This is a genomic window from Cupriavidus sp. FW216-B1 (assembly GCF_058789195.1).
Window position 1 is genome coordinate 220,031 of sequence record NZ_JBYTEL010000009.1, and the last position, 23,140, is coordinate 243,170.

Below are 23,140 nucleotides of genomic sequence, written 5' to 3' on the forward strand. Positions count from 1 at the left end.
GCCCGGCGCGCTATTCGCCGGTGTCGCGGGTATTGCGGGCGCCGAGGTAGGGCCGCGCCAGGCGCGCGCCCGCCAGCGCGATCCAGCCCATCGTGAGCGCCACCACCCCGAGCCCGTAGCGCAGGCTGCTGGCGTGGGCCACACCGCCGATGATGACCGGGCCGAGCAGCAGGCCGATGTAGGCGAAGCGCGCCACCCGCGCGATCGCCTCGGCCGGCGCCACGCCCGGCAGGCGCGACGCCGCCACGAAGAACACCGGCACCATGTTGGCCGCGCCCAGCCCCATCAGCGTGAAGCCCGCCAGCGCCGCCAGCGGCACCGGCCACAGCAGCGCCAGCGCGATGCCGGCGAAGGCCACCCAGGCGCTGATCCTGAGCGTGCGCGCATCCGTCCAGCGCGCGCGCAGGCGGTCCCCGCCGAAGCGGCCGCAGGCCATGCCGGCCGAGAAGGCGGCGTAGCCGGCGCTGATCCACGCCGCCGGCGCCAGCGCCACGTCGCGCATGTAGACGCTGGTCCAGTCGTACATGGCGCCTTCGCCGACCAGCCCGAGAAAGGCCATCACGCCCAGCAGCCAGAGCGCCTTCACGGCGTGGTCGCGGTGGTGCGCGGACGGCGGCTGCACCGGATGGTCGGCCAGCAGCCACGGCGCCACGCCGGCGGTGACGGCCGCGGTCAGCAGCGCCATGCCGGCGGCGTGCGCCAGCGGCGGCACGCCCAGCCCCATCAGCAGCCCGCCGGCGGCCGCGCCGGCCATGCCGCCCAGGCTGAACATGCCGTGCAGCGCCGACATCACCGGCCGCGCGCGGCTGTTCTCCACCGTGGCGGCCTGCGCGTTCATGCCGACGTCGAAGGCCGCGTTGGCCATGCCGAACGCGATCAGCGCCGGAATCAGTAGCGCGAACGACGGCATGGCGAGGATGGCGGTCGTGGCCACCGCGTACACCAGCCCGCTCAGGCGCGAGGCGCGGGCGCTGCCCACGCGCGCCACCCAGCGGCCCACCGGGCCCATCGCCGCGATGGCGCCGCCGGCCACCGCCAGCATGGCCAGCGACAGCACCGCGTCGGACAGCCCGAAGCGCGCCTTGATGGTCGGGATATGGACGCCCCAGGTGGCGAAGGTGGCGCCGTTGACGAAGAACAGCGCCATCGTGGCGCGCGCGGCGTGCTCCACGCGGCGCGCGCTGTGCGTGGCGGCGGAGGGAAGGGAAGCGGGCGGGCGGGTCAGGCCGGCGGGGGAGGAATCAGGCATGTTGGCGAAGGGCGCGGACAGCCGCGCCGGTGTGGCGCGCCGTGCCCCGGGGAGCGCTGCGGAATGTTCGAGCCCCGCATCGTCGCACATCGGCCGGTCGCGCGCATGACGCGCGCATGACGCGCGCGGCCGGCCGGACTACGCCGGCATCGTTCCGGTTTCATCCCGGCGGCATGCGTGTTTCACGCCAGCACGTTACGCCAGCGCGGCATCGGCCGCGCGCAGCAGGCCGCGTTGCTGCAGCGCGAAGGCAAAGGCGCCCAGCGCGGCCAGCGCCAGCGCCACCATCACCCACAGCATCAGCCAGTAGCCGCCGGCGGCGCGCCACAGCAGCGCGCCCAGCCACGGCGCGGCGGCCTGCATCAGCAGCACCGGCGTCATCATCAGGCCGTTGAGCGTGGCGTAGTGGTGGCGCGAGATCAGCTCCGGCATGGCCATCGCGCGCAGCATGGTGTTGATGCCGTTGGCGCAGCCGTACAGCAGCGCCGCCGCCATCAGCCACTTGCCGTAGCCGAGCGCGAAGCACAGCAGGCCCACGCTCATCACCGCGTAGACCGGCAGCGACAGGCGCAGCGGATGGCGCACCGGGAAGCGCATCATCACCAGCCGCCCCAGCACCTGCGCCGGGCCGATCAGCGCCGCCACGATCAACTGCTCGCCCAGCGGCAGGCCCTTCTCGGTCAGCATCGGGATCAGGTGCGCGCCCAGCAGCGAGGCGATCACGGCCAGCGCCGTGAAGGCCAGCACCACCGCCCAGAACACCGGCTGGCGCAGCGCCACGCGCGCGATGCCGGGCGGCGCCGCGCCGGCCTGCGGCACCGGCGCCGGCGCGGCGGCGTAGCTGGCATGCGCCACGTAGCGCAGGCGCGCGTGCAGCGGCGCGCAGACCAGCAGGTTGAGCGCGGCGAAGCACACCAGCGTCTCGCGCCAGCCCAGGTGCAGCACCAGCCATTGCGCCAGCGGCACGAACACCGTGCTGGCGAAGCCGGCCATCAGCGTCACCGTCATGATGGACTTCTGGTAGCCGTCGCCGAAGGCCTGGCGCAGCACCACGAAGGCCGGCTCGTACAGCGTGGTGGACATGGCCAGCCCGAGCGGTATCCACATCAGCAGGAAGACCGCCGGGCCCGGGCTCCACGCCCACAGCAGCAGCCCGGCGCCGGCCAGCGCGGAGCCGCTGGCCATGACCACGCGCGCCGGCACGCGGTCCAGCAGGCGGCCCACCGCGAACGAGCACATCGCCCACACCAGCAGGCCCAGCGAGTAGCCGCCGGCGAGGAAGGGCTTGGAGTAGCCCAGCGCCGCGCTCATCGGCCCGATGAAGACGGTGAAGGCGAAATACAGCGTGCCCCAGGAGATGGTCTCGGTGACGCCGAGGGTCCAGACCAGCTGGCGCGGCGAGATGGGCGGGCGGCCCGAGGCAGCAGAGTCGGCAGCGGTGGAAGCCGGGCGGGGCGCCGGGCCGGGAGCAGCGTCTTGAGGTGTCATGGCGCGCCTGGCGCGGCGGCGGGGGAAGCGGGAATTGTAGGGGGAAGCGGGCCGCATGCCTAGTTCGCGTCACCCGTCATGCCTCCTCATGCCTTCTCATGCATGGTCATGCCTGCGTTGGCGGCCCTTTCAGCTCGACCACGTTGCCGTCCGGATCGCGCACGTAGATCGACGGCCCCTTGCCCTCGGCGCCGAAGCGCATCTCCACCGGCCCCGGCGCCACGCCATGCGCGCGCAGATGGGCGCCCAGGGCGTCGGCGTCGAACGGGTCGAGGCGCAGGCAGAAATGGTCGAGGTTGCGGCCTTCGGCGCCCGGCCCCGCGCCGCCGGCGCGCCCGAGCGGGCCGTCCAGCGTGACCAGGTCGATCAGGCCGCTGCCGGCGCGCAGCTGGGTCAGGCCGAAGGCGGGCTGCTCGCGCTCCACGCTGCAGCCCAGCACGTCCACGTAGAAGCGCCGCAGCGCGGGCACGTCGGCGCTGCGCAGGACCAGGTGATCGATGGCGAGGATGCGGAACATGATGGCCTGCCGATGGCGCGATGTGCCTACAGATCCGGGATCAGCCGCTTGCCGAGGCTGACCGCCTCGTCCTGCGCGTACCCGAGGCTGCGGTAGAAATCGATGACCTGATGGTTGCCGGTGCGCACCAGCAGGTTGATCTTGGGGCAGCCGCGCTCGATCAGCAACTGCTCGGCGTGCGCCATCAGGCGGCGGCCGTGGTCGCGGCGCTGGTGCTCGGGATGCACGGCCAGGTAGTAGACCCAGCCGCGGTGGCCGTCGAAGCCGATCATGGCCGAGGCCATCGGGCGGCCGTCCACCTCGCCGACCAGGAACAGCTCCGGCTGTTCGGTGAGCTTGCGGGCGATGTCTTTCTTCGGGTCGTTCCACGGCCGGGTCAGGCCGCAGGTTTGCCACAGGGAAACGATGTCGGCCTCGTCGGCGGGCCGGTAGGGGCGGATCTGCATGCTGCTGGCTGTGCCGCGCGCGGCGGCGGCAATGTTGGATCCTTGACAGTGTAGCCGCGAATCCTGTGCCAGAATCGGCTTCACCCATATCAAGACGACGGGACCAACCCGCAAAGGAGACAACCCCATGAGTGAAACCGCCGCGCCCGCCCGCGCCACCTTCAGCCATATGGAAAACGGCACGCGCGAGGACTGGGCCGCCATTTCCGCCGAGTTCATGCCGTTCGCGCAGAACCTGGCCGACCGCGTGCTCGCCCATCTCAAGCTGCTCGACGGCGACTGCGGCGGCTTCCCCATCGACCGCCTCGCCCACAGCCTGCAGACCGCCACGCTGGCGCACCGCGACGGCCGCGACGAGGAATACGTGGTGTGCGCGCTGTTGCACGACATCGGCGACACACTCGGCAGCTTCAACCATCCGGACATCGCCGCGGCCATCCTCAAGCCCTTCGTCAGCCCCGAGAACCTGTGGATGGTGGAGAAGCACGGCGTGTTCCAGGGCTACTACTTCTTCCACCACCTGGGCCTGGACCGCAACCTGCGCGAGCAGTTCCGCGACCAGCCCGAGCTGTTCGCGCGCACCGCCGAGTTCTGCGCCAGATACGACGGCGCCGCCTTCATGCGCGACTACGACAACCTGCCGCTGTCGTTCTTCGAGCCGATGGTGCGGCGCGTGTTCGCGCGGCCGCGCAACTCGATGTACGTGAAGGAAAACGAGACGACGCTGGCGCAGCCGGCGTGAGGGCGTGAGGGCGTGACGATCGGGCTGGCGGGCGCCGGCCCTGTCCCCTCCCCCCGGCCCCTCGCCCGCGGAGCGGGCGAGGGGAGAGGAGCATCGGCGTTTTTTCCCCCTACACCTCAAGCCACCCGCTGCGCCGTCTCCGGGTGCCGGAACTGTCCCAGCAGCGCCGCCCAGCGCGCGCGCACCTTGGCGAGGTTGGCGTCCTTGACGTGGCCGAAGCCGCGGATGTCGTCGGGCAGGTTCGCCAGCGCGACCGCGACCGCGTGGTTGGCCGCGCTCAGGTCGCGCGTCAGCTCGTCCAGCAGCGCGCGGTACTCGCCGATCAGCGCGCGCTCGGTGCGGCGCTCGGCGCTCCTGCCGAACACGTCGAGCGGGCCGCCGCGCAGGCCCTTGAGCTTCGCCAGCAGGCGGAACAGGGTCATGGTGGACGGGCCGAACGCGCGCTTGACCAGGTGGCCCTGTTCGTCGCGCCTGGCCAGCAGCGGCGGCGCCAGCCAGAACTTCAACTGGTAGTCGCGCCCGGGTTCGCCTTCGAACTGGCTGCGCAGCTTGTCGAGGAAGACCGGATCGGTGTAGAGGCGCGCGACCTCGTATTCGTCCTTGTAGGCCATCAGCCTGGACAGGTTGCGTGCCACCGCCTCGGTCAGCGGCAGGGGTTTGCCGCTGCCGGCGATCTCGCTCTCCTTCGCGCGCACGCGGTTCACGGCGTCGCGGAAGGCCTGCGCGTAGGCGGCGTCCTGGTACGCGGCGAGATGGTCGGCGCGGCGCGCGATCAGCTTCTCCAGCAGCGCGCCCGACGACGTGGGCAGCCTGACCACGTCGGCGCCTTCGGCGGTGCTCTGCAGCTTGCCGGTGAGCGACAGCACGTGCTCGGGGTCGTGCGCCATGTGACGGCCCCAGTCGAAGGCGGCCTTGTTCTTGTCCACCTGCACGCCGTTGAGCTCGATGGCGCGCACCAGCGCGTCCAGCGACAGCGGCAGCCAGCCTTTCTGCCAGGCGTAGCCGAGCACCAGCGGGTTGGTGTAGATGGTGTCGCCGAGCAGCGCCACGGCCAGGCCGCTGGCGTTGATGAAGTCGCAGGCGTCGCCCACCGCGTTGCGGATGTCCTGCTCGGCGGACAGGCCCGGGAACTGCCACTTCGGGTTCTTGATGAACTCGGCGGTGGGCGTCTGCGCGGTGTTGACGATGGCGCGCGTGCGGCCGGCCTGGGTCTTGGAGATGACGTCGTCGGTGGCGCTGACGATGGCGTCGCAGCCGATCACCAGGTCCGCCTCGCCCATCGCGATGCGGGTGGCGTGCAGCTCCTCGGGGCGCGCGGCGATCTGCACGTGCGAGAGCACGGCGCCGCCTTTCTGCGCCAGCCCCGCCATGTCGAGCACGGTCACGCCCTTGTTCTCCAGGTGCGCGGCCATGCCGAGCAGGCCGCCGATCGTGACCACGCCGGTGCCGCCCACGCCCGTGACCAGCACGCCGTAGGGATGGCCGAGGCCGGGCAGCGCCGGCTGCGGCAGCGCCGGCAGGTTGTCCATCGACACGCCGTGGCGCTCGGGCTTCTTGACCTGCGCGCCCTCGGCCGTGACGAAGCTCGGGCAGAAGCCGTTGACGCAGGAAAAGTCCTTGTTGCACGACGACTGGTTGATCTGCCGCTTGGTGCCGAACTCCGTCTCCAGCGGCTCCACCGACAGGCAGTTGGACTTGACCGAGCAGTCGCCGCAGCCTTCGCACACCGCGTCGTTGATGAACGCGCGCTTCGCCGGGTCGGGATAGGTGCCGCGCTTGCGGCGGCGGCGCTTCTCGGTGGCGCAGGTCTGGTCGTAGATCAGGATCGTGCAGCCGGGCACTTCGCGCAGCTCGCGCTGGATCTTGTCGAGCGCGTCGCGGTGGTGCACTTCCACGCCTTGCGGCAGCCGGATGGCGCCGGTGTATTTTTCCGGCTCGTCGGTGACGATGACGATCTTCCTGGCGCCTTCGGCCGCGACCTGGTTGGCCACGTCCTGCACCGACAGCTTGCCGTCGATGGGCTGGCCGCCGGTCATGGCGACCGCGTCGTTGTAGAGGATCTTGTAGGTGATGTTGACGTTGGCCGCGATCGCCGCGCGGATCGCCAGCAGGCCGGAGTGGAAGTAGGTGCCGTCGCCGAGGTTGGCGAACACGTGCTTGTCGCCGGCGAACGGCATCTGCCCGATCCACGCCGCGCCCTCGCCGCCCATCTGGCTGAAGGTGCTGGTGTTGCGGTCCATCCACACCGTCATGTAGTGGCAGCCGATGCCGGCCATCGCGCGCGAGCCTTCGGGCACGTTGGTCGAGGTGTTGTGCGGGCAGCCCGAGCAGAACCACGGCTTGCGCTCGGCCGCCACGCGCGGCACCGCCAGGCTCTTTTCCTTGGCGTCGATCACCGCGATGCGCGCGGCGATGCGCGCGCGCACGTCGGACGGCAGCTCGAACTTGTCGAGCCGCGTGGCGATGGCGCGCGCGATGATGGCCGGCGACAGCTCGTAGTGCGCCGGCAGCAGCCAGTTGCTCTGCGGGATCGACCATTCGCCGCCGGCGTTGTCCTTCTCGTCGAACTTGCCGTAGACCTTGGGGCGCACGTCGTCGCGCCAGTTGTACAGCTCTTCCTTGAGCGCGTACTCCATGATCTGGCGCTTTTCCTCGACCACCAGGATTTCCTGCAGCCCCTCGGCGAACGCGCGCGCGCCGTGCGCCTCGAGCGGCCACACGCAGCCCACCTTGTACAGGCGGATGCCGATGCGCGCGCAGGTCTGCTCGTCCAGGCCCAGGTCGCACAGCGCCTGGCGCGTGTCGAGGTAGGCCTTGCCGGCGGTCATGATGCCGAAGCGCGCGTGCGGCGAATCGATCTCGATGCGGTCGATCCGGTTGGCGCGCACGTAGGCCAGCCCGGCGTACCACTTGTAGTCGAGCAGGCGCGCTTCCTGTTCCAGCGGCGGGTCCGGCCAGCGGATGTTGAGGCCGCCCGGCGGCAGCGCGAAATCCTCGGGCAGCACGATGCGCACGCGGTGCGGGTCGAGCGCCACCGAGGCCGACGATTCCACCACGTCGGTCACGCATTTCATGGCCACCCATAGCCCCGAGTAGCGGCTCATGGCCCAGCCGTGCAGGCCGTAGTCGAGGTATTCCTGCACGTTGGACGGATACAGCACCGGCAGGCCGCAGGCCTTGAAGATGTGCTCGGACTGGTGCGCCAGCGTGGAGGACTTGGCGGCGTGGTCGTCGCCCGCCAGCACCAGCACGCCGCCGTGCTTCGAGGAGCCGGCCGAGTTGGCGTGCTTGAACACGTCGCCGGTGCGGTCCACGCCCGGCCCCTTGCCGTACCACATGCCGAACACGCCGTCGAACTTCGCGTCCGGGTACATGTTGACCTGCTGCGAGCCCCACACCGAGGTGGCCGCGAGGTCTTCGTTCAGGCCGGCCTGGAACACGATGTCGTGCGCGGCCAGGTGCGCCTTGGCCTTCCACAGCGACTGGTCCAGCGCGCCCAGCGGCGAGCCGCGGTAGCCCGAGATGAAGCCGGCGGTATTGAGGCCGGCGGCGCGGTCGCGTTCGCGCTGGAGCATCGGCAGGCGCACCAGCGCCTGCGTGCCGCTGATGTAGATGCGGCCGCTTTCCAGCGTGTATTTGTCGTCCAGGGAAACGTTCTCGAGCGCGCGGCGGATGGCGTCGCTGACCGGCGGAGTCAAGGGGGCATTCATGGGTGCTCCTCTATGGGGAATGCAGTCGGGATCGCCGACTCACTTCAGTTGTGGGCGGCCGCCCGCCGCCTCTTGTGAAGGCGTGGAACGACCGTGTCTCTTCGCAGCATGGTAGCACCGGCCCAAAAGGCGCGGCACCTTGCGTCGCAGCAAAAAATGCGCCCGTCGCCGGCGCGCTTTGCGGTGCCGTCACGGCTTCGCGTGTACACTGCGCTGCAAACAGCTTGCACAACGAACGGGCAGATGCGGATCGTGCGCCATATCCTGCGGGAGCGCGCCGCGGTGCAGCCGCCCCACCCGAGGCCGACCGGCCTCCAGGACCCTAAATGACCATTTCCTCCCGCCAGGGCACCGCGACCCTGGCCGTGCTGATCGACGCCGACAACGCGGCGCCCGCCATCGTAGAAGGCCTGCTGGCCGAAGTCGCCAAGTACGGCGTGGCCGCCGTCAAGCGCATCTACGGCGACTGGACCAAGCCCAACCTCGCCGGCTGGAAGGAGCGCCTGCTCTCGCACTCGATCCAGCCGATCCAGCAGTTCCGCTACACGGTGGGCAAGAACGCCACCGACAGCGCGATGATCATCGACGCGATGGACCTGCTGTACACGGGCCGCTTCGACGGCTTCTGCATCGTCTCCAGCGACAGCGACTTCACCCGCCTGGCCTCGCGCATCCGCGAGCAGGGCCTGACCGTGTACGGCTTCGGCGAGCGCAAGACGCCCAAGCCCTTCGTCACCGCCTGCGACAAGTTCATCTTCGCCGACGTGCTGCGCGCCGCCGACAGCGATGCCGACACCGACGCGGAAGCCGACGGCGTGGCCGCGCCCGCGCGCAAGCGCAACAGCGGCGAGCTGCGCCAGGACTCGCGCCTGGTGCGTCTGCTGCAGAACGCCGCGCAGGCCGTGTCCGACGAAGAAGGCTGGTCCACCCTGGGCAGCATGGGCACCCACATCGCCAAGCAGGCGCCGGAATTCGACTCGCGCAACTACGGTTACGGCAAGCTCTCCGAGCTGGTGGCGGCCACCGGCCTGTTCGAGGTCGAGACGCGCAACGGCGGCAACAACAAGACGCTGTGGGTGCGCCTCAAGCGCCGCGCGAAGGCGGGCGAGGGCGAGAACCGCCCCGCCGAGAACCGCCCGGCGGAGGCGCGCCAGCCGGAGAACCGCCAGGACGGCCGCCCGGCCGAAGGGCGTGACAATCGGGAGCACCGCGACAACCGGGATAACCGGGACAATCGCGAAAGCCGTGAAGGCCGGGACAACCGCCAGGGCGAGAACCGCCAGCCGGAAAATCGCCAGCCGGAAAGCCGCCCGGCGGAGAATCGCCCGGTGGAAAACCGGGAGAACCGAGAAAACCGGGACAACCGTGAAAACCGCGGCGAAGCGCGCCAGGGCGAGAACCGCGACCATCGCGAGAATCGCGAGAATCGTGAAAACCGCGAGGGCCGCCAGGGCGAGGGCCGCGACAATCGCGATAACCGTGACAACCGCGAAGCGCGCGACAACCGCGACGGACGCGAAGGCCGCCGTGGCGACAACCGGCGCGGCGAAGGCCGCCAGGGTGCCCAGCAGCCGCACGGCGCCCGGCCGGCGCAGGCGCAGCAGCAGCCCGCGCTGCCGATCCAGCCCGCGCCGCGGCCCGGCTTCGCCGCCGAGGAGCACGAGGAAGACGAAGTCCCGTCGTTCGTGGTCGATCCGCTGGACGCGCTCGGCATGGCGGATGACGATTTCGACGATGCCGACCCGCAGGCGGACGCCGACGCCGACGCCGCTGCCGACGGCGCGCGCCGCCGCAAGCCGCCCCGTCCCGAGGTCACGCTGAGCGAAACCCCGTGGCCGATGGACCGCTCGATCTTCGTCGCGCCCGCCGCCACGGTGATCGCGCCCGTGGTCGAGGAGCCGGTCGCGGTGATCGAGCCGGTCCGGCCGGTCCGGTCGGCCGAGCCCGTCGAAGTGAGCCGCGAGGCCGAGGCAGCCGCGCCGGCGCCGCGGGCCGAGGCGGTCGAGGAGGTCGAAGAGGTGGCGGCCGTGGCAGCGGCGCCGGTGGCGCAACCCGCCGCCGCGGCACAGGTTGCCGAAGCCGGGGAAGCCGTCGAAGAAGCCGCCGAAGAAGCGCCGGCGGCCGAACCGAAGGCCAAGCCCAAGGCCAAAGCCAAGCCCAAGGCACCGGCCAAGAAGGCCGCCGCGCCCGCCAAGAAGGCGCCGGCTGCGAAGAAGGCCGCGCCCGCCAAGACGGCCGCCAAGAAAGCCGCCGAACCGGCAGCCAAGAAGGCCCCGGCCAAGCGCGCACCGAAGAAGACCGCCAAGGCCGCCGAATAAGCGGTCCCGCACCACCCCTGTCGGAAAAAACGGCGCCGCAAGGCGCCGTTCTACGTTGTGGACAAGGCCGGCCCGCTACCGCACCAGCTGGTTGATCTCGATGATCGGCATCAGCACCGCCAGCACGATCAGCAGCACCACCACGCCCATGCTCAGGATCAGCAGCGGCTCCAGCAGGCTGGTGAGGAACATCGTGCGCCGCTCCAGTTCCTGGCCTTCGCCCTCGGCCGCGCGCTCGAGCATGATCGGCAGGTTGCCGGTGGCCTCGCCCGAGCGGATCAGGTGCACCAGCACCGGCGGGAACTGGTTCTGCGCGGCCAGCGCGCGCGCCAGCGAGGCGCCTTCGCGCACGCGCGTGGTGGCGTCGTCCACGTTGTCCTTGAGCGCCACGTTGGTCAGCGTCTCGCCGGCGGCCTGCAGGCTGCGCAGGATGGGCACGCCGGCCGACACCAGGATGGCCAGCGTGCTGGCGAAGCGCGCGGTGTCGTAGCCGCGGATCAGCTTGCCCACCAGCGGCGCGGTCAGCAGCCAGCGGTGCCACGACAGCCGCACGCCGGGCTGGCGCAGCAGGCTGCGGATGCCGAGCGACACCGCGACGATGAAGGCCAGCGCGGCCCACCACCAGTTGCGCACGAAATCCGACAGCGCCAGCATGATGATGGTCAGCGTGGGCAGCTTCTGCTTGGTGTTGGCGAACACGCTCACCACCTGCGGCACCACGTAGGAGAGCAGGAAGATCACGATGGCGAAGGCCACCACGGTGACGATGGCCGGGTAGGTGAAGGCCAGCCGGATCTTGGCGGTCAGCGTGTTGCGCGTCTCGATGTAGTCGGCCAGCTTTTCCAGCACCAGGCCGAGGTGGCCGGAGTGCTCGCCGGCCGAGACCAGCGCGCGGTAGATGTCGGGGAAGTCGCGCGGATGCTGCTGCAGCGCCAGCGACAGCGAACTGCCGCCCATCACCTCGGCGCGGATGCCGGCCAGCAGCTCGTGCACGTAGCGGCGCTCGGCCTGGTCGGCCAGCGCGGCCAGCGCTTCGTCGAGCGGCAGGCCGGCCACGATCAGGCTGGCGAGCTGGCGCGTGAACAGCGCCTGCTCCTGGGTGGACAGGCGCCGCACGAAGGACGCCGTGCTGCTTTTCTGCACGCCGCCCGCGCCGGCCAGCGGATCCACGTTGAGCGGCGTGAGGCCGCGCGCGCGCAGCTGGCCGCGCGCCTGCTTGGGGCTGTCGGCCTCGATCACGCCGCGGTCGGTCTTGCCGGCGGCGTCGACGGCCTCGTAACGGTAGGCGGGCATGGCTGGTTTCCGTGTCCGGGCTAGTCGCGCGTCACGCGCAGGACTTCTTCCAGCGCGGTGGCGCCGCTGTCGATCCAGCGCTGCGCGTCGCCGCGCATGGTGTGCATGCCGCGCGCCAGCGCCACCTGCTTGATCTCGGATTCGGGCGACTGGCGGTGGATCATGGTGCGGATCTCGTCGTCGACGGTGAGCAGCTCGTACACGCCCATGCGGCCCTGGTAGCCGGAGTGGCCGCACTTGTCGCAGCCCACCGCGTGCCACACGCGCTGCAGCGGCTTGCCCTGCGCGAGCAGGGCGCCGGCTTCCTCGGGCGTGACTTCGATCACTTCCTCGCGCTTGCAGTGCGCGCACAGGCGGCGTACCAGCCGCTGCGCCAGCACGCCGAGCAGCGACGACGACAGCAGGAACGGCTCGATGCCCATGTCGACCAGCCGCGTCACCGCGGAAGCCGAATCGTTGGTGTGCAGCGTGGCCAGCACGAGGTGGCCGGTGAGCGAGGCCTGCACCGCGATCTGCGCGGTCTCGAGGTCGCGGATCTCGCCGATCATCACCACGTCCGGGTCCTGGCGCAGGATGGCCCGCAGCGCCTTGCCGAAGGTCATGTCGATGCGCGGGTTGACCTGGGTCTGGCCGATGCCGTCGAGGTCGTACTCGATCGGGTCCTCCACCGTCATGATGTTGGTGGTGCGCGAATCGAGCCGCGACAGCGCGGCATACAGCGTGGTGGTCTTGCCCGAGCCGGTCGGGCCCGTGACCAGCACGATGCCGTGCGGCTGGCGGATCAGGTCGTCGAAGCCGCGCAGCGTGCCCGGCGCCATGCCGAGCTTGGCCAGGTCGAGGCGGCCCGCTTCCTTGTCCAGCAGGCGCAGCACCGCGCGCTCGCCGTGGCCGGTGGGCAGCGTGGAGACGCGCACGTCCACCGGGCGGCCGCCCACGCGCAGCGTGATGCGGCCGTCCTGCGGCAGGCGCTTCTCGGCGATGTCGAGCTGGGCCATGATCTTGATGCGCGAGATCAGCGCGCCGTGCAGCGCCTTCTTCGGGCGCACCACGTCGCGCAGCGTGCCGTCCACGCGGAAGCGCACCACCGAGGACGACTCGAACGGCTCGATGTGGATGTCGGAGGCGCCTTCGCGCGCGGCCTGTGTGAGCAGCGCGTTGATCATGCGGATGATGGGCGCGTCGTCCTCGGACTCGAGCAGGTCTTCCACGGCCGGGATGTCCTGCATCAGGCGCGACAGGTCGACCTCGCCTTCCACCTCGCCCACCACCTGCGCGGCGCTGCCGCTGTCCTGGCGGTTGTAGGCCTCGGACATGGCCAGCTCGAGCGCCTCGGGCGTCAGCACGCGCAGGCGCAGCGGCCCGTGCACGCGCGTGAGCTCGGCCAGCGCCGCCGGCGAGGTGCCGCTGCTGACCCACACTTCCAACCCGTCGGCGCGCTGGTGCGCGATCAGCAGGCGCGCCTCGCGCGCGAAGCCGTAGGGCACCAGGCGCGCGGCCAGGGTCGAGGGCGGCTCCGGCGGCGCGGCAGGGGCGGTGCTAGTTGGCATGGCGTGTCTCAGTTCGCCCCGCGCGCGGCGTCCACCGTCGCGTTGCCGAGATGGATGCCCGGCGGCAGCGGGGTAGCGTCGGGCGCACCACCGGCCGCGCCGGCGGCGCTGGCCTGGCCCCGCGCGCCGGCATTGTCGGACGCGCCCGGCACGGGCTGCTGGCGCGTGAGCGGCAGCGTCTGCTCCAGCGGCAGCGGGCCCGGCACTGGGCCGCGCGAACGCGGGTCGACGAACGGCGCGGCCGGCGCGTCGGCCGGCGGCAGCACCGGCGTGTTGGTGTCGCGCGTCATGGTGTTGGGCGAGACGTAGCCCTGCTGCAGCCCGCGGATGTAGTCGTAGCGGTCCTGCGTGAGGCGGTCGGTGGCGCCGGCGGTGCGCATCACGTAGGGGCGCAGGAACACCAGCAGGTTGGTCTTGCCGCGGTTCTTGTTCTCGTAGCGGAACAGGCCGCCGATCCACGGCAGGTCGCCCAGGCCGGGCACCTTCTGCACGCCGTCGCCGTAGGTGTCCTCGATCAGGCCGCCGAGCACGATGATCTGGCCGTCGTCCACCAGCACGTTGGTCTCGATCGAGCGCACGTTGGTGGTCGGGCCCTGCGTCAGGGTGGCGGTGCCCGCCACCACCGAGGACGACTCCTGGTAGATCTGCATCTTGACCAGCCCGCCGTCGGTGATCTGCGGCTTGACCCGCAGCGTGATGCCGACGTCCTTGCGGTCGAAGGTCTGGAACGGCGTGACCGAGGCCGAGCTGCCGGTCTGCGCGTAGGAGCCGGTGGTGATCGGGATGTTCTGGCCGATCAGGATCTTGGCTTCCTCGTTCTCCAGCGTGATCAGGTTCGGCGTGGACAGCAGGTTGACGCTGCCGTCGGTGCCCAGCGCGCGCAGCAGCGCGCCCAGGCCGACGGCCTTGTTGACGATGCCGAGATTCAGGCCGGCCAGGTCCGGCACCAGTCCCGACGCCGAGGCGATCGCCGAGGTGCCGTTGGCGGCGATGCCGGCCACGGCGCCGGTCAGGTTGATGATGTTCTGGCCGCCGGTGCCGAAGTTGGTGCCGGCGAACACGTTGGTGTTGTTGCCGCTGGAGCTGAGCAGGCCCTGCCACTGGATGCCGAGCTGCCCGGTCTGGGTGGACGACACCTCCACGATCATCGATTCGATGTAGACCTGCGCGCGGCGCAGGTCGAGGTCGTCGATCACGGCGCGCAGGTTGCGGTAGACCGGCTCGCTGGCGGTGATGATGAGCGAGTTGGTGGACGGGTCGGCCTGGATGATGCCGCCGGTGGTCGGCAGGTTGTTGGTGGCGAACGAGGCCGAGAAGGCCGAGCCGCCGCCCGAGCCGAAGCCCGATCCCGAGCCGGACCCGTAGCTGCTGCTGCCGCTGCTGCGCGAGCCCGTGGTGCCGCCGCTGTACTGGCCGCTGGTGGACGTGGAGGTGTTGAGCAGGCCGCCGGCGCCCGTGCTGCCCGTGCCGCCCGCGCCCTGCTGGCTGGTGCTGAACGAGCTGTCGGCGGCGACGATGGCGCGCAGCGTCTGCGCCAGCTTGGTGGCGTCGGCGTTCTTGAGCGGCACCACCCAGATGTTGCCGGGCCGCGCATAGGGCTGGTCGAGCTTCTCGATGAGCTGGCGCGCCTGCTGCAGGCGCGCGCGGCTGGGCGCGCGGACCATCAGCGAGTTGCTGCGCGGCTCGGCCACCACGGTGGTGCGCAGGCTGGCGTCCACGCCCGGCGCGCCGCCCGCGGTGCCGCCCGCGGCGGCCGGGTCCATCAGCTTCTGCAGCACCAGCGCGGTGTCGCTGGCGATGGCGTTCTTGAGCGGCACCAGCTCGACCTCGCCCGAGGCCGGCGCGTCGATGGCGGCGATGATGCGGGCCAGGCGCTGCAGGTTCTCGGCGTAGTCGGTGATGACCAGCGTGTTGTTGCCCGGATAGGCGGTGATGGTGTTGTTGGGCGCGATCATCGGCCGCAGCACCGGCACCAGGTTGTTGGCCGACTCGTAGTTGAGGCGGAACACCTGGGTCACCACCTGGTCGCCGCGCGAGCGGCCGCCGCTGACCACGATCGGCGAGCCCTGCAGCTTGGCGTCGGCTTCCGGCACCACCTTGGTGAAGCCGTTGCTCTCGACCATCGCGTAGCCCTGCATGCGCAGCACCGAGCCGAGCGTCTCCAGCGCCTGCGAGCGCGACACCGGCTGCTCCGTCACCAGGTTCACCGAGCCCTTCACGCGCGGGTCGATCACGAAGTTCTTGCCGGTGGCCTGCCCGACCGCCTTCACCACCGATTCGAGATCGGCGTTGACGAAGTTGAGCACGACCTGGTCGCGGTTGCGCGGGGTCAGGTCCGGCGGCTGGCCGGGCTGGGCCGGCTGCGCGGACGCGGGGACCGGTTGCTGGGCCCACAGCGGCGCCGGCGCCAGCAGGGAGAGGCCGCACAGCAGCGCGGTCGCGCGGGCGCAGCAGGTCTTGAACGAAGGTCGTAGGGCTTGGGTTTTCATAATCGGTTCCGGGCTGCGGGGGCGGTGCGCACAGGCGCACCGGCCGCCTGGGTCAGAAGCGCAGCCGTGTCACATTGTCCTCACGTCGTCCCAGCAGGCTCAACAGGCCCACCAATTGCGCGGCGGCGTCGGGGTCGGCATTGGCCGTGCCCTCGAAGCGCGCCTGGCGGCCCAGGGTGCCGCTGCCTCGCAGGTGCAGCGGCCCGGCAAGGGTTGTCAGTTCCAGCTTGCCGGCGGCGCCGGCCCAGTCGATCTCGGCCCGGTAGCTGCCCAGCGGGCGCACCCGGCTGACGGCCGATGATACTTGCTCGAGGCGCAGCGTCAGGTGGCCGTTCAGGCCGCCGCCGCCCTGGCCCGCGCCGCGGAAGAAGCGGCCCTGCAGCATGGACCAGTCGAGCCGCATCCGGCCGTCCGGGCGCAGCGTGTTGAACGGCGCGCCCACGCCTTCGAGCAGCGACGCCGGCAGCCGGATGGCGCCGGCCTGCGCGCTCCAGCCCAGCGGCGTGACGGCCACGCCGACCGGGCTGCTCATCGCCTCCGAGTGCGTCACCGCCAGGCGCAGGGTGCCGCCGAGCAGCGGCCAGAACGCCACCGACCATTGCAGCCGTCCGGGCAGCACGGTGGCGGTCTCGCTGCCGGCGCCGGCGGACAGCGCCAGCGTGGCGCTGCCGTGCCACAGCGAGCCCTCGGCGTCGGCCAGCAGCACGCGGCGCTGGCTCCGGCTGGCGATGCCGTCGGCGATCCAGGCCGCCGGAAACGCCGCCAGCACAGTCAGCGCGACCGTGGCCAGGCCCAGCGCGAGCCAGCCCACGCTGCGCCAGCCGCGCGGGCGGCGCACGCCGCGGCGGGCCAGCCGGAGGGCCTCGAGGCGCGCCATCAGCCGCGCCCGCCGGGGCTGGCGGCCGGACCTTGCAGGGTGGCCGTGACGTTCACCAGCGCGGTGGCGCCCACGTAGACGATGCGGGTTTCGGTGATCTTGAGCCGCTGCTGCTGGCGCACGTCCTGCAGCCAGCCCGCCACCGCGCCGAACGGCACCTTGTCGAGCTGGAGCTGCACGCCGCTGTCGCCGGTGCTGGCCAGCCGCGTGGCCTTGAGGCCGTGCTGGGCCAGGCTGTCCTGCAGCGCCTGCGAGAGCGCCTCGCCGCGCAGCGACGGCGCCGGGCTGGCGGACAGGCTGCGCGCTTCCTGCGCCAGCGTCTCCATCTCGGCGAGGTCGGTGCGCAACTGCGGCAGGCTGCGCTGCAGCCGGGCGCGGCCGTCGGCGGCAGGCTCCCACAGCACGGTGTAGCCGATCACCAGCGCCAGCACGGCGCTGCCGGCGGCGAGGATGGCCTGCTCGCGCGGATTGCGCGCCGACCAGAACGCCTGGAAGCGCTCCTGCCAGCGCTGCGGCACGCGCGGACGCAGGCGCGCCAGCCGTTCGGCGGTGCGGCGGCGGGCGGCGGCGGGCTGGGATGCGGTCTGTTTCATCGGGTTCACTTGGCGGGGCGCGCTCACAGGCTGGGCTTGATCGACCAGCGCGTGCCGGCCGGCGCGTTGCCGCGCGCGGCGTCGGGCTGGCTGTCGTCCGGCTCCATCGCCAGCCCGGACTGGCGCGCCGCGCTGCGCAGCGCCTCGGTGTTGGTGCCGGGCTTGAGGGTGGCGAACAGGGTGCGGCCGCGGTATTCGAGCGCCAGCAGGGCGTCCGGCGCGAGCTGGCGGGCGGCCTGGCCGAAGCGGTCGGCCAGCGGCAGGAAGTCGTCGGGCGTGCTGCGGCCGCTGGCCAGGCGCAGCTGGTCGACCTGGCGGCGCATCTGCAGCGGCGGGTCGATCACCACCGGGATCTGCGGGAAGGCGTTGCGCAGCGCCTGTTCCTGGCCTGCCAGCAGGCGCTTTTCTTCCTGGCCGAGCATCAGCCACTGCGCGTTCATGCCGACCAGCTGCACCAGCAGCAGGCCGGCGGCCAGCGCCAGCGGCAGGCGCCAGGCCAGCAGGTTCCAGCGGTCGGCGCGGCCCTGGGCGAATTCGAACTGGGCCAGGTCGAGCGTGGGGTCGAGCAGGCTGGCCTGCGCGCCCGCGATCCACACCGGCCAGCCGAGCGCGCGCGCGCCCGGCGGCGCGGCCTGGGCGAGCGCTTCCGGCGCGGCGTACCAGTCGCCCGCCGGCGCCAGCGCCTGCCAGGCGCCGAGCGCGTCGTCGCCGAGCAGCAGGCCGTAGCCGGCGTGCTCGCCGCTGCGCACGGTCAGTTGCCAGAAGCGGGAGGCCGGCGCGGGCGCGGGCACGGCCGGCGCGCCTTCGGCTTCGAACAGGGGCGAGGCGCTGGTCAGGGTGGCGGCTTCGAGCGCCAGCGCGGCCATTGGCGCGGCGGCGGCGCTTTCGGCGTCGTCTTCGTCCTGCGGCAGCGGCGCCGGCAGCGGCAGGCACAACTGCGCCGGCAGCACGTGGCGGCGGCGGTGGCGGTGCCCGGCGAAGGCGTCCATCACCGCGCGCAGCCAGGCGCGGTCGGCCACCATCAGCAGGCGCTTGCGGGCGCCGGCGGCGGCCTTGGCGACGGGCGCGTCCAGCGCCGGGCCGACCGCGATGTGGCTGAGCTGGGCGTCGGCGGCCAGCACGTCTTCCACCAGGTTGGGCAGCGCCAGCTTGAGGCGCGCCGGCGCCAGCGGCGGCACCGTGGCCGGGGTGAGCAATACGTCGCTGGCGGCCATGATCAGGACCAGGCGCTCGGCGGCGGGCAATTCGGCGATGGGAGCGTGGCCTTCGCGCAACAACTGCGGCGCCGCCTGGACGCCCTGGCGGCGGCCACGGCCGGTGGCGGCCGCGCGCACCAGCGCGAACGGCAGCGAGCCGAAGTGCCAGGGTTGCGGCTGATCGTGCGGCCTGTGCGGCAGGCGGACGTACAGGGTGGTGCTCAAGATTTCCTTGCTACAGCGCCAGCAACGGCGTCAATGAACGATGGCGGGGGAACAGGCGGCCCGCGCGGCGGAGCGCTCCGCTGCGCGAAAGACGCCGGCTGCGATGCTGCCGGCGGCACTGGACAGGCGAAGAAGCGCAAGACCTTGGACTACCGCTTCCGCCGGGCCGGAGCATACCTTGCCTGTGTGACGAATTGGCGTCAATACGTATCTGTATGACGGCCGCTCTCAAACGCCCGCCAGCCCCGGCTGCAGGCGCCTTTGGCGGCAGTTGGCGGGCCTCCCTGCGGGGCCTTTCTGGTCCCCCTTCTGGCCCCCTTTCCTGCCGTTTTTCAGTACCCCTCCGGCACCCTCCCGCGGCGGACTCAGCGCTGCTCCGGCATGCGGTCGAGGTCGCGCACCCACACCACCCGCGTGGTGTTGGCATTGCCCATTACTTCGCCGCGGTAGACCAGCGACACCTGCATGCGGGTGGCGCGCTCGTGGCGGATCAGGCCGTAGACCAGGAAATAGTGGGTGCGCACGTCGAGCGTGCTGGTGGCGCTGTTGGGGTCGGCCTGCGGCGCCAGCGTGCGCAACTGCGATTGCAGGTCGGTGATGTTGTTGAAATAGGCGCGGTCGCGCTGGCGCACCAGTTCACGCGCGCGGTCCAGCGGCAGCTTGTCGATCACCGCGGACAGCACCTCGGCCTCGGCGGTGTTGCCGTTGACCAGCGTGCGTTCGGGCAGCAGGTCGACGAAGGGCTCGAGCGCGGCCACGATGTTCGGCGTGTAGCCCGGGATGGCGAGCAGGTCGTCGATGCCGTCGGGCGCGCGCAGGCCCGGCCGGCCGCCGCCGTCACCATCGCCGCCGCTGCTGCCGCTGCCCATCGCCGCGCTGGCCAGGTAGCGCGCGGTGGGATCGGCCAGCGCGGCGTTCAGGCCGAGCGTCTGCAGCAGGCGGCGGTAGACCGCCACGCCGGAGGGGTCGATGGTGGCGATGCGGCCCTGCGACTCGCTGGTGCTCCACAGCACCAGGTTGCTGAGGTTGAAGCGGGCCTGGGCGTCCTGGATGCGGCCCGAGAGGAAGGAGGTCTCGCCTTCCTGGTCGGTGCGCAGCGCGGCACCGAGGAAATCCGACAGCCGGGTCTCGGCGATGGGCACGGCCCAGGGCTCGCCGAGCTGGTCCACGCTGGTGCGGCGCTGGTCGTCGCGCAGGATCAGGCGGGCCCAGTCGACCGCGGCGCGCTCGATCCAGGTGGCCTGGGCCAGCAGGCGCTGGTTCTCGATCGAGCGGATCTGCACCTGCTGGCGCCACAGCATGCCGGACACGATCACCACCGCCAGCGTCACCACCAGCAGCGCCGTGACCACGGCCGCGCCGCGCTGGCGGCGCGGCGCGCGGCGGCGGACGGGAAAGGGCGGGCGCTTGCTCATAGGCCGGTCATGCAGATCTTCTGGAAATAGCGCGGCGCGTCGCCGTCGCCCATGCGCGCCGAGAGGCTCAGCTCGATGGCGCGCACCGCCGTGGCGGCCACGCCGAGGCTGGCGCCGGCAGCGGAGGCGGCCGCCGCGCTGGCGCTGGCATTGCCGCTGAGCAGGGCCGCGGCGATGCGGCCGTTCTCCGACTGCCAGCCGCCCGGCTCGACCCACGCGCGCGCGGTCAGGCCGTCGGCGTCGCCGACCAGCGGACGCATCAGGTTGCCGCCGCCGCCGGGCTGGCGCAGCGCCTGCAGCGCGGCCTGCACCGCGCCGCGGCTGTCCGCCGGCGGGCTGGCCGCGCGCACCACGGTGTCGCCGTCGAGGCGGTAGGCCACCACCTGCCACTCGGTGGGGCGGCCTTCGTCGCGGCGGTCGCGCACCATCAGCAACTGGCCGGTGCCGATCTCGACCGGGCTGCGCTGCAGCAGCACCGGGCTGGAGAGATGCTCGCAGTCGGACTGGAACTGCCCGTACAGCAGCTTGAGCGTGTTGAGGCGCTGGTCGTGGTCGGTCAGGCGCTCGCGGCTGCGCGTCATGGCGTCCAGGCCGCGCCAGGCGATGACGGCGATCACCGCCAGCAGGGTGATGGCCACCAGCATTTCCAGCAGCGTGAAGCCGCGCGTGCCCGCGCGCGGGCACGGCCGGGGCCGCCGTTCAGAGCAGGTTGCGCGTTTCATTGGGGACGATGGTGACGAGCCAGGCCAGGCGCACGGATTTGTCGGCGTCCGACGGATAGACCGCGATCTCGACGCGGCGGAACGACGGGTTGGGCGTGCCCGAGACGGTTTCCTCGCAGTACAGCAGCACGCCGCCCTGCGGGCAGGCGTAGCCGCGCGTGCCCGGTTCGGGCCAGGTCTTGGACAGGCGCAGCGTGGCGAGGTGGTTCTCGGCGCTCCACTCGGCCAGCATGCGCGTCTGCAGCGCGCTGCCGGCCTCGATCATCGAGCCCATCGCGCGCATGGCGGCGGTCAGCGCCACGGCCAGGATGGTCAGCGCGACCAGCACTTCGATCAGGGTGAAGCCGCGCCGGGCGCGGCGCGGGCGGCGGGTGGAGCGGGGCGTCATGGCGTGCTGGCGAAATAGCGGCCGGTGCCGTCGCCGGTCACGTCCACGCGGGTGTCGCCGCGCACCAGCACCACGTGCTGGGGACCGTCGATCAGCTCGCGCCCGAATACCAGGCGCGTGCCGTTGTTGCCGCGGCCGCCTTCGGTCACGGCCACGTTGTCCAGGCGCAGGCGCCAGCTGGTGGGGGCGAACACATCGGTGGCGAGCGGCGTCCAGCCGGCCGGCGTGGCCTGCAGGAAGTGCCAGCCGGTGACGTCGGCCTCCCAGGCGATCGGGCGCGCGCGCAGTTGCGCTTCCTCCTGCGCCAGCTCGAACAGGCGCGCGATGCGCTGGCCGTCGTCGAGCACGCGGCCGCGCTCGTTGGGCGAGGCGTTGACGGCCACCAGCGAGATCACGATGCCGGCGATCACCATCACCACCAGCAATTCCAGCAGCGTGAAGCCGTGGCTGCCGGGCTGGCGCCGGCGGCCTTGCGGCCTGGGGGTCATGGCTGCACGCCTGCCGCGTTCATGGACGATGCGTCCTTATTCCCAGTTGCCGATGTCGGCGTCGTTGGCGCTGCCGCCGGCCTGGCCGTCGGCGCCGAAGCTGAACACGTCGATCTCGCCGCGCACGCCCGGGTTCAGGTACTGGTAGGGATGGCCCCAGGGATCCTTGGGCAGCTTTTCCAGGTAGCCGCCGCCCTTCCAGTTGTTGGGGATGGGCTCGGTGGTGGGGCGGGCCACCAGCGCGGCCAGGCCCTGCTCGGTGGTGGGATAGCGGCTGTTGTCGAGGCGGTACAGCTTGAGCGCCTGCATGATCGAGGAGATGTCCTGGCGCGCGGCGACGATGCGGGCCTCGTCGGGGCGGCTCATGATCTTCGGCACCACCAGCGCGGCCAGCACGCCGAGGATCACGATCACGACCATGATTTCGATCAGGGTGAAGCCGCGCGCCTGGCGGCGGGAAGGGCAACGGGACGGGCGGCGGAAAGAATCGGAGAAACTGGCAGCGAACCTACGCATCATGGATAGCCTATTTGGAATATCTGGTGCAGCGTCCCGGACCTCGAACGCGGGGGCGCTGCGGCTGGCCGGACAGTATAACCGCCACTTGATGACGGCTTTGTGAGCGCATGCTCGCACGGACGGCCCGGTGCGGGCATGCGCGGGCCGGTCGCCAGGGCGCCGCGCGGGCGAGGGGCAGACAGTTGTCATGCGGCTCTGGTAGGCTTGGCGCTTTCCCGTCCTTGCAGCCCCATCCCGTGCAACTTTCCATGCGGCCCGCCTTTCGTTTCGACCCGGCCGGACTCTGGCTGCCGCGCCTGGCGGCGCTCGTGCTGTTCGTCGCGCTGTGCGCGCTGGCCACGCGCTGGGTCCTGACCTTCAGCGCGATGAAGACCATCGCCGTGCCGCGCACCGCGCGCGTGGCGCAGACCGAGGCGGTGGAGACCGGCGCCGCCGGCACGCTGTTCGGCGGCGCGGCGCAGTCGGGCGTGCGCGACGTGCAGCTGATCGGCGTGGTCGCCGAGATCGGCGGCGGCAGTGCCAACGTCGGCAACGGCGGCGCGGCGATCCTCTCGCTCGACGGCGGCCCGCCCAAGGCCGTGCGCGCGGGCACCGCGCTGTCGCCGCAACTGCGGCTGGTGGAGATCCGCGACCGCGGCGTGGTGATCGAGCGCAACGGCGTGCGCCAGGAGATCGCGCTGCCGGTGCCGGCCATCGTCACGCGCGGCCCGGCGGCGCCCGCCCAGCCGGCGCTGCCGGCCGGCGCCGCGGCGCCGCTGTCCACGCCGATGCCGGTGCCGGCGGTGCCCGCGCCGATGCCGGCTCCCGCGCCGCCGCCGCAGTCCGCCCAGCCCGCCGGCGTGCCGGGCGAGCCGGCTTCCGCGAAAGACTGAGCCGCGGCCGATTATTTACCAATGCTTTCAGCGGTTTACGGGAACG

General features: G+C 71.8%; 18 protein-coding genes and 1 pseudogene. 3 read left to right on the forward strand and 16 right to left on the reverse strand.

The features are described from left to right. Positions 1-10: 10 nt before the first annotated feature. The 4 genes from AC3WXD_RS20330 to AC3WXD_RS20345 all read right to left on the reverse strand — a co-directional run bounded on the left by AC3WXD_RS20330 (position 11) and on the right by AC3WXD_RS20345 (position 3,700). Positions 11-1,147: an MFS transporter gene (locus AC3WXD_RS20330; protein WP_492324563.1), complete on the reverse strand. Its 1,137-nt coding sequence runs from the start codon at positions 1,145-1,147 to the stop codon at positions 11-13. A gap of 297 nt (positions 1,148-1,444) precedes the next feature. Beyond that, positions 1,445-2,737 carry an MFS transporter gene (locus tag AC3WXD_RS20335; RefSeq protein ID WP_231586378.1) on the reverse strand — a complete coding sequence of 431 codons (1,293 nt, stop codon included), beginning with the start codon at positions 2,735-2,737 and terminating at the stop codon, positions 1,445-1,447. A 106-nt stretch (positions 2,738-2,843) separates the two neighbouring features. Continuing rightward, positions 2,844-3,254, reverse strand: a complete 411-nt coding sequence (locus AC3WXD_RS20340) for a VOC family protein (protein WP_020206461.1) — start codon at positions 3,252-3,254, stop codon at positions 2,844-2,846. A gap of 26 nt (positions 3,255-3,280) precedes the next feature. After that, entirely contained in the window at positions 3,281-3,700 is a 420-nt protein-coding gene (locus AC3WXD_RS20345; protein ID WP_492324546.1) for a GNAT family acetyltransferase, read from the reverse strand. A 127-nt stretch (positions 3,701-3,827) separates the two neighbouring features. On the opposite strand from AC3WXD_RS20345, the gene AC3WXD_RS20350 reads away from it, so the two are divergent. Next, complete coding sequence (locus AC3WXD_RS20350; protein WP_059410839.1) at positions 3,828-4,442, forward strand: HD domain-containing protein; 615 nt, start codon at positions 3,828-3,830, stop codon at positions 4,440-4,442. A 116-nt stretch (positions 4,443-4,558) separates the two neighbouring features. Here AC3WXD_RS20350 and AC3WXD_RS20355 read toward each other — a convergent pair whose 3' ends face one another. Further along, positions 4,559-8,152, reverse strand: coding sequence for an indolepyruvate ferredoxin oxidoreductase family protein (locus AC3WXD_RS20355; RefSeq protein ID WP_492324547.1), 3,594 nt, complete (start codon positions 8,150-8,152; stop codon positions 4,559-4,561). A gap of 326 nt (positions 8,153-8,478) precedes the next feature. On the opposite strand from AC3WXD_RS20355, the pseudogene AC3WXD_RS20360 reads away from it, so the two are divergent. Continuing rightward, a pseudogene (locus tag AC3WXD_RS20360) lies at positions 8,479-9,336 on the forward strand (NYN domain-containing protein); the annotation flags it as partial. 1,209 nt (positions 9,337-10,545) lie between these two features. Here AC3WXD_RS20360 and gspF read toward each other — a convergent pair. From gspF to gspG, 11 genes are all read right to left on the reverse strand, one after another. Then, on the reverse strand, positions 10,546-11,763 hold the full coding sequence (gene gspF, locus AC3WXD_RS20365) for a type II secretion system inner membrane protein GspF (protein ID WP_020206952.1): 1,218 nt from the start codon (positions 11,761-11,763) through the stop codon (positions 10,546-10,548). A gap of 20 nt (positions 11,764-11,783) precedes the next feature. Further along, positions 11,784-13,310, reverse strand: a complete 1,527-nt coding sequence (gene gspE, locus AC3WXD_RS20370) for a type II secretion system ATPase GspE (RefSeq protein WP_492324548.1) — start codon at positions 13,308-13,310, stop codon at positions 11,784-11,786. 8 nt (positions 13,311-13,318) lie between these two features. Continuing rightward, complete coding sequence (gene gspD / locus AC3WXD_RS20375; RefSeq protein WP_492324549.1) at positions 13,319-15,799, reverse strand: type II secretion system secretin GspD; 2,481 nt, start codon at positions 15,797-15,799, stop codon at positions 13,319-13,321. A gap of 52 nt (positions 15,800-15,851) precedes the next feature. Further along, complete coding sequence (locus tag AC3WXD_RS20380) at positions 15,852-16,676, reverse strand: type II secretion system protein N (protein WP_020205831.1); 825 nt, start codon at positions 16,674-16,676, stop codon at positions 15,852-15,854. After that, positions 16,676-17,269 (reverse strand): type II secretion system protein M, encoded by a 594-nt coding sequence (locus AC3WXD_RS20385; RefSeq protein ID WP_020205832.1) that lies wholly within the window; start codon positions 17,267-17,269, stop codon positions 16,676-16,678. The genes AC3WXD_RS20380 and AC3WXD_RS20385 overlap by 1 nt, the downstream gene beginning before the upstream one ends. A gap of 23 nt (positions 17,270-17,292) precedes the next feature. Next, positions 17,293-18,690, reverse strand: coding sequence for a type II secretion system protein GspL (gspL, locus tag AC3WXD_RS20390; RefSeq protein WP_492324550.1), 1,398 nt, complete (start codon positions 18,688-18,690; stop codon positions 17,293-17,295). 365 nt (positions 18,691-19,055) lie between these two features. Beyond that, on the reverse strand, positions 19,056-20,105 hold the full coding sequence (gene gspK / locus AC3WXD_RS20395; RefSeq protein WP_059410833.1) for a type II secretion system minor pseudopilin GspK: 1,050 nt from the start codon (positions 20,103-20,105) through the stop codon (positions 19,056-19,058). Next, entirely contained in the window at positions 20,102-20,827 is a 726-nt protein-coding gene (locus AC3WXD_RS20400) for a PulJ/GspJ family protein (RefSeq protein ID WP_059410832.1), read from the reverse strand. The genes gspK and AC3WXD_RS20400 overlap by 4 nt, the downstream gene beginning before the upstream one ends. Then, positions 20,805-21,215: a type II secretion system minor pseudopilin GspI gene (gene gspI, locus AC3WXD_RS20405; protein WP_020205836.1), complete on the reverse strand. Its 411-nt coding sequence runs from the start codon at positions 21,213-21,215 to the stop codon at positions 20,805-20,807. Before gspI ends, AC3WXD_RS20400 begins: the two co-directional genes overlap by 23 nt. Further along, positions 21,212-21,703, reverse strand: coding sequence for a GspH/FimT family pseudopilin (locus tag AC3WXD_RS20410; RefSeq protein ID WP_492324551.1), 492 nt, complete (start codon positions 21,701-21,703; stop codon positions 21,212-21,214). Before AC3WXD_RS20410 ends, gspI begins: the two co-directional genes overlap by 4 nt. A 36-nt stretch (positions 21,704-21,739) precedes the next feature. Further along, positions 21,740-22,219, reverse strand: a complete 480-nt coding sequence (gene gspG, locus AC3WXD_RS20415) for a type II secretion system major pseudopilin GspG (protein WP_029044209.1) — start codon at positions 22,217-22,219, stop codon at positions 21,740-21,742. A gap of 251 nt (positions 22,220-22,470) precedes the next feature. Here gspG and AC3WXD_RS20420 point away from each other — a divergent pair, with 251 nt between their 5' ends. After that, positions 22,471-23,094, forward strand: coding sequence for a hypothetical protein (locus tag AC3WXD_RS20420; protein WP_492324552.1), 624 nt, complete (start codon positions 22,471-22,473; stop codon positions 23,092-23,094). The last annotated feature ends 46 nt before the right edge of the window (positions 23,095-23,140 follow it).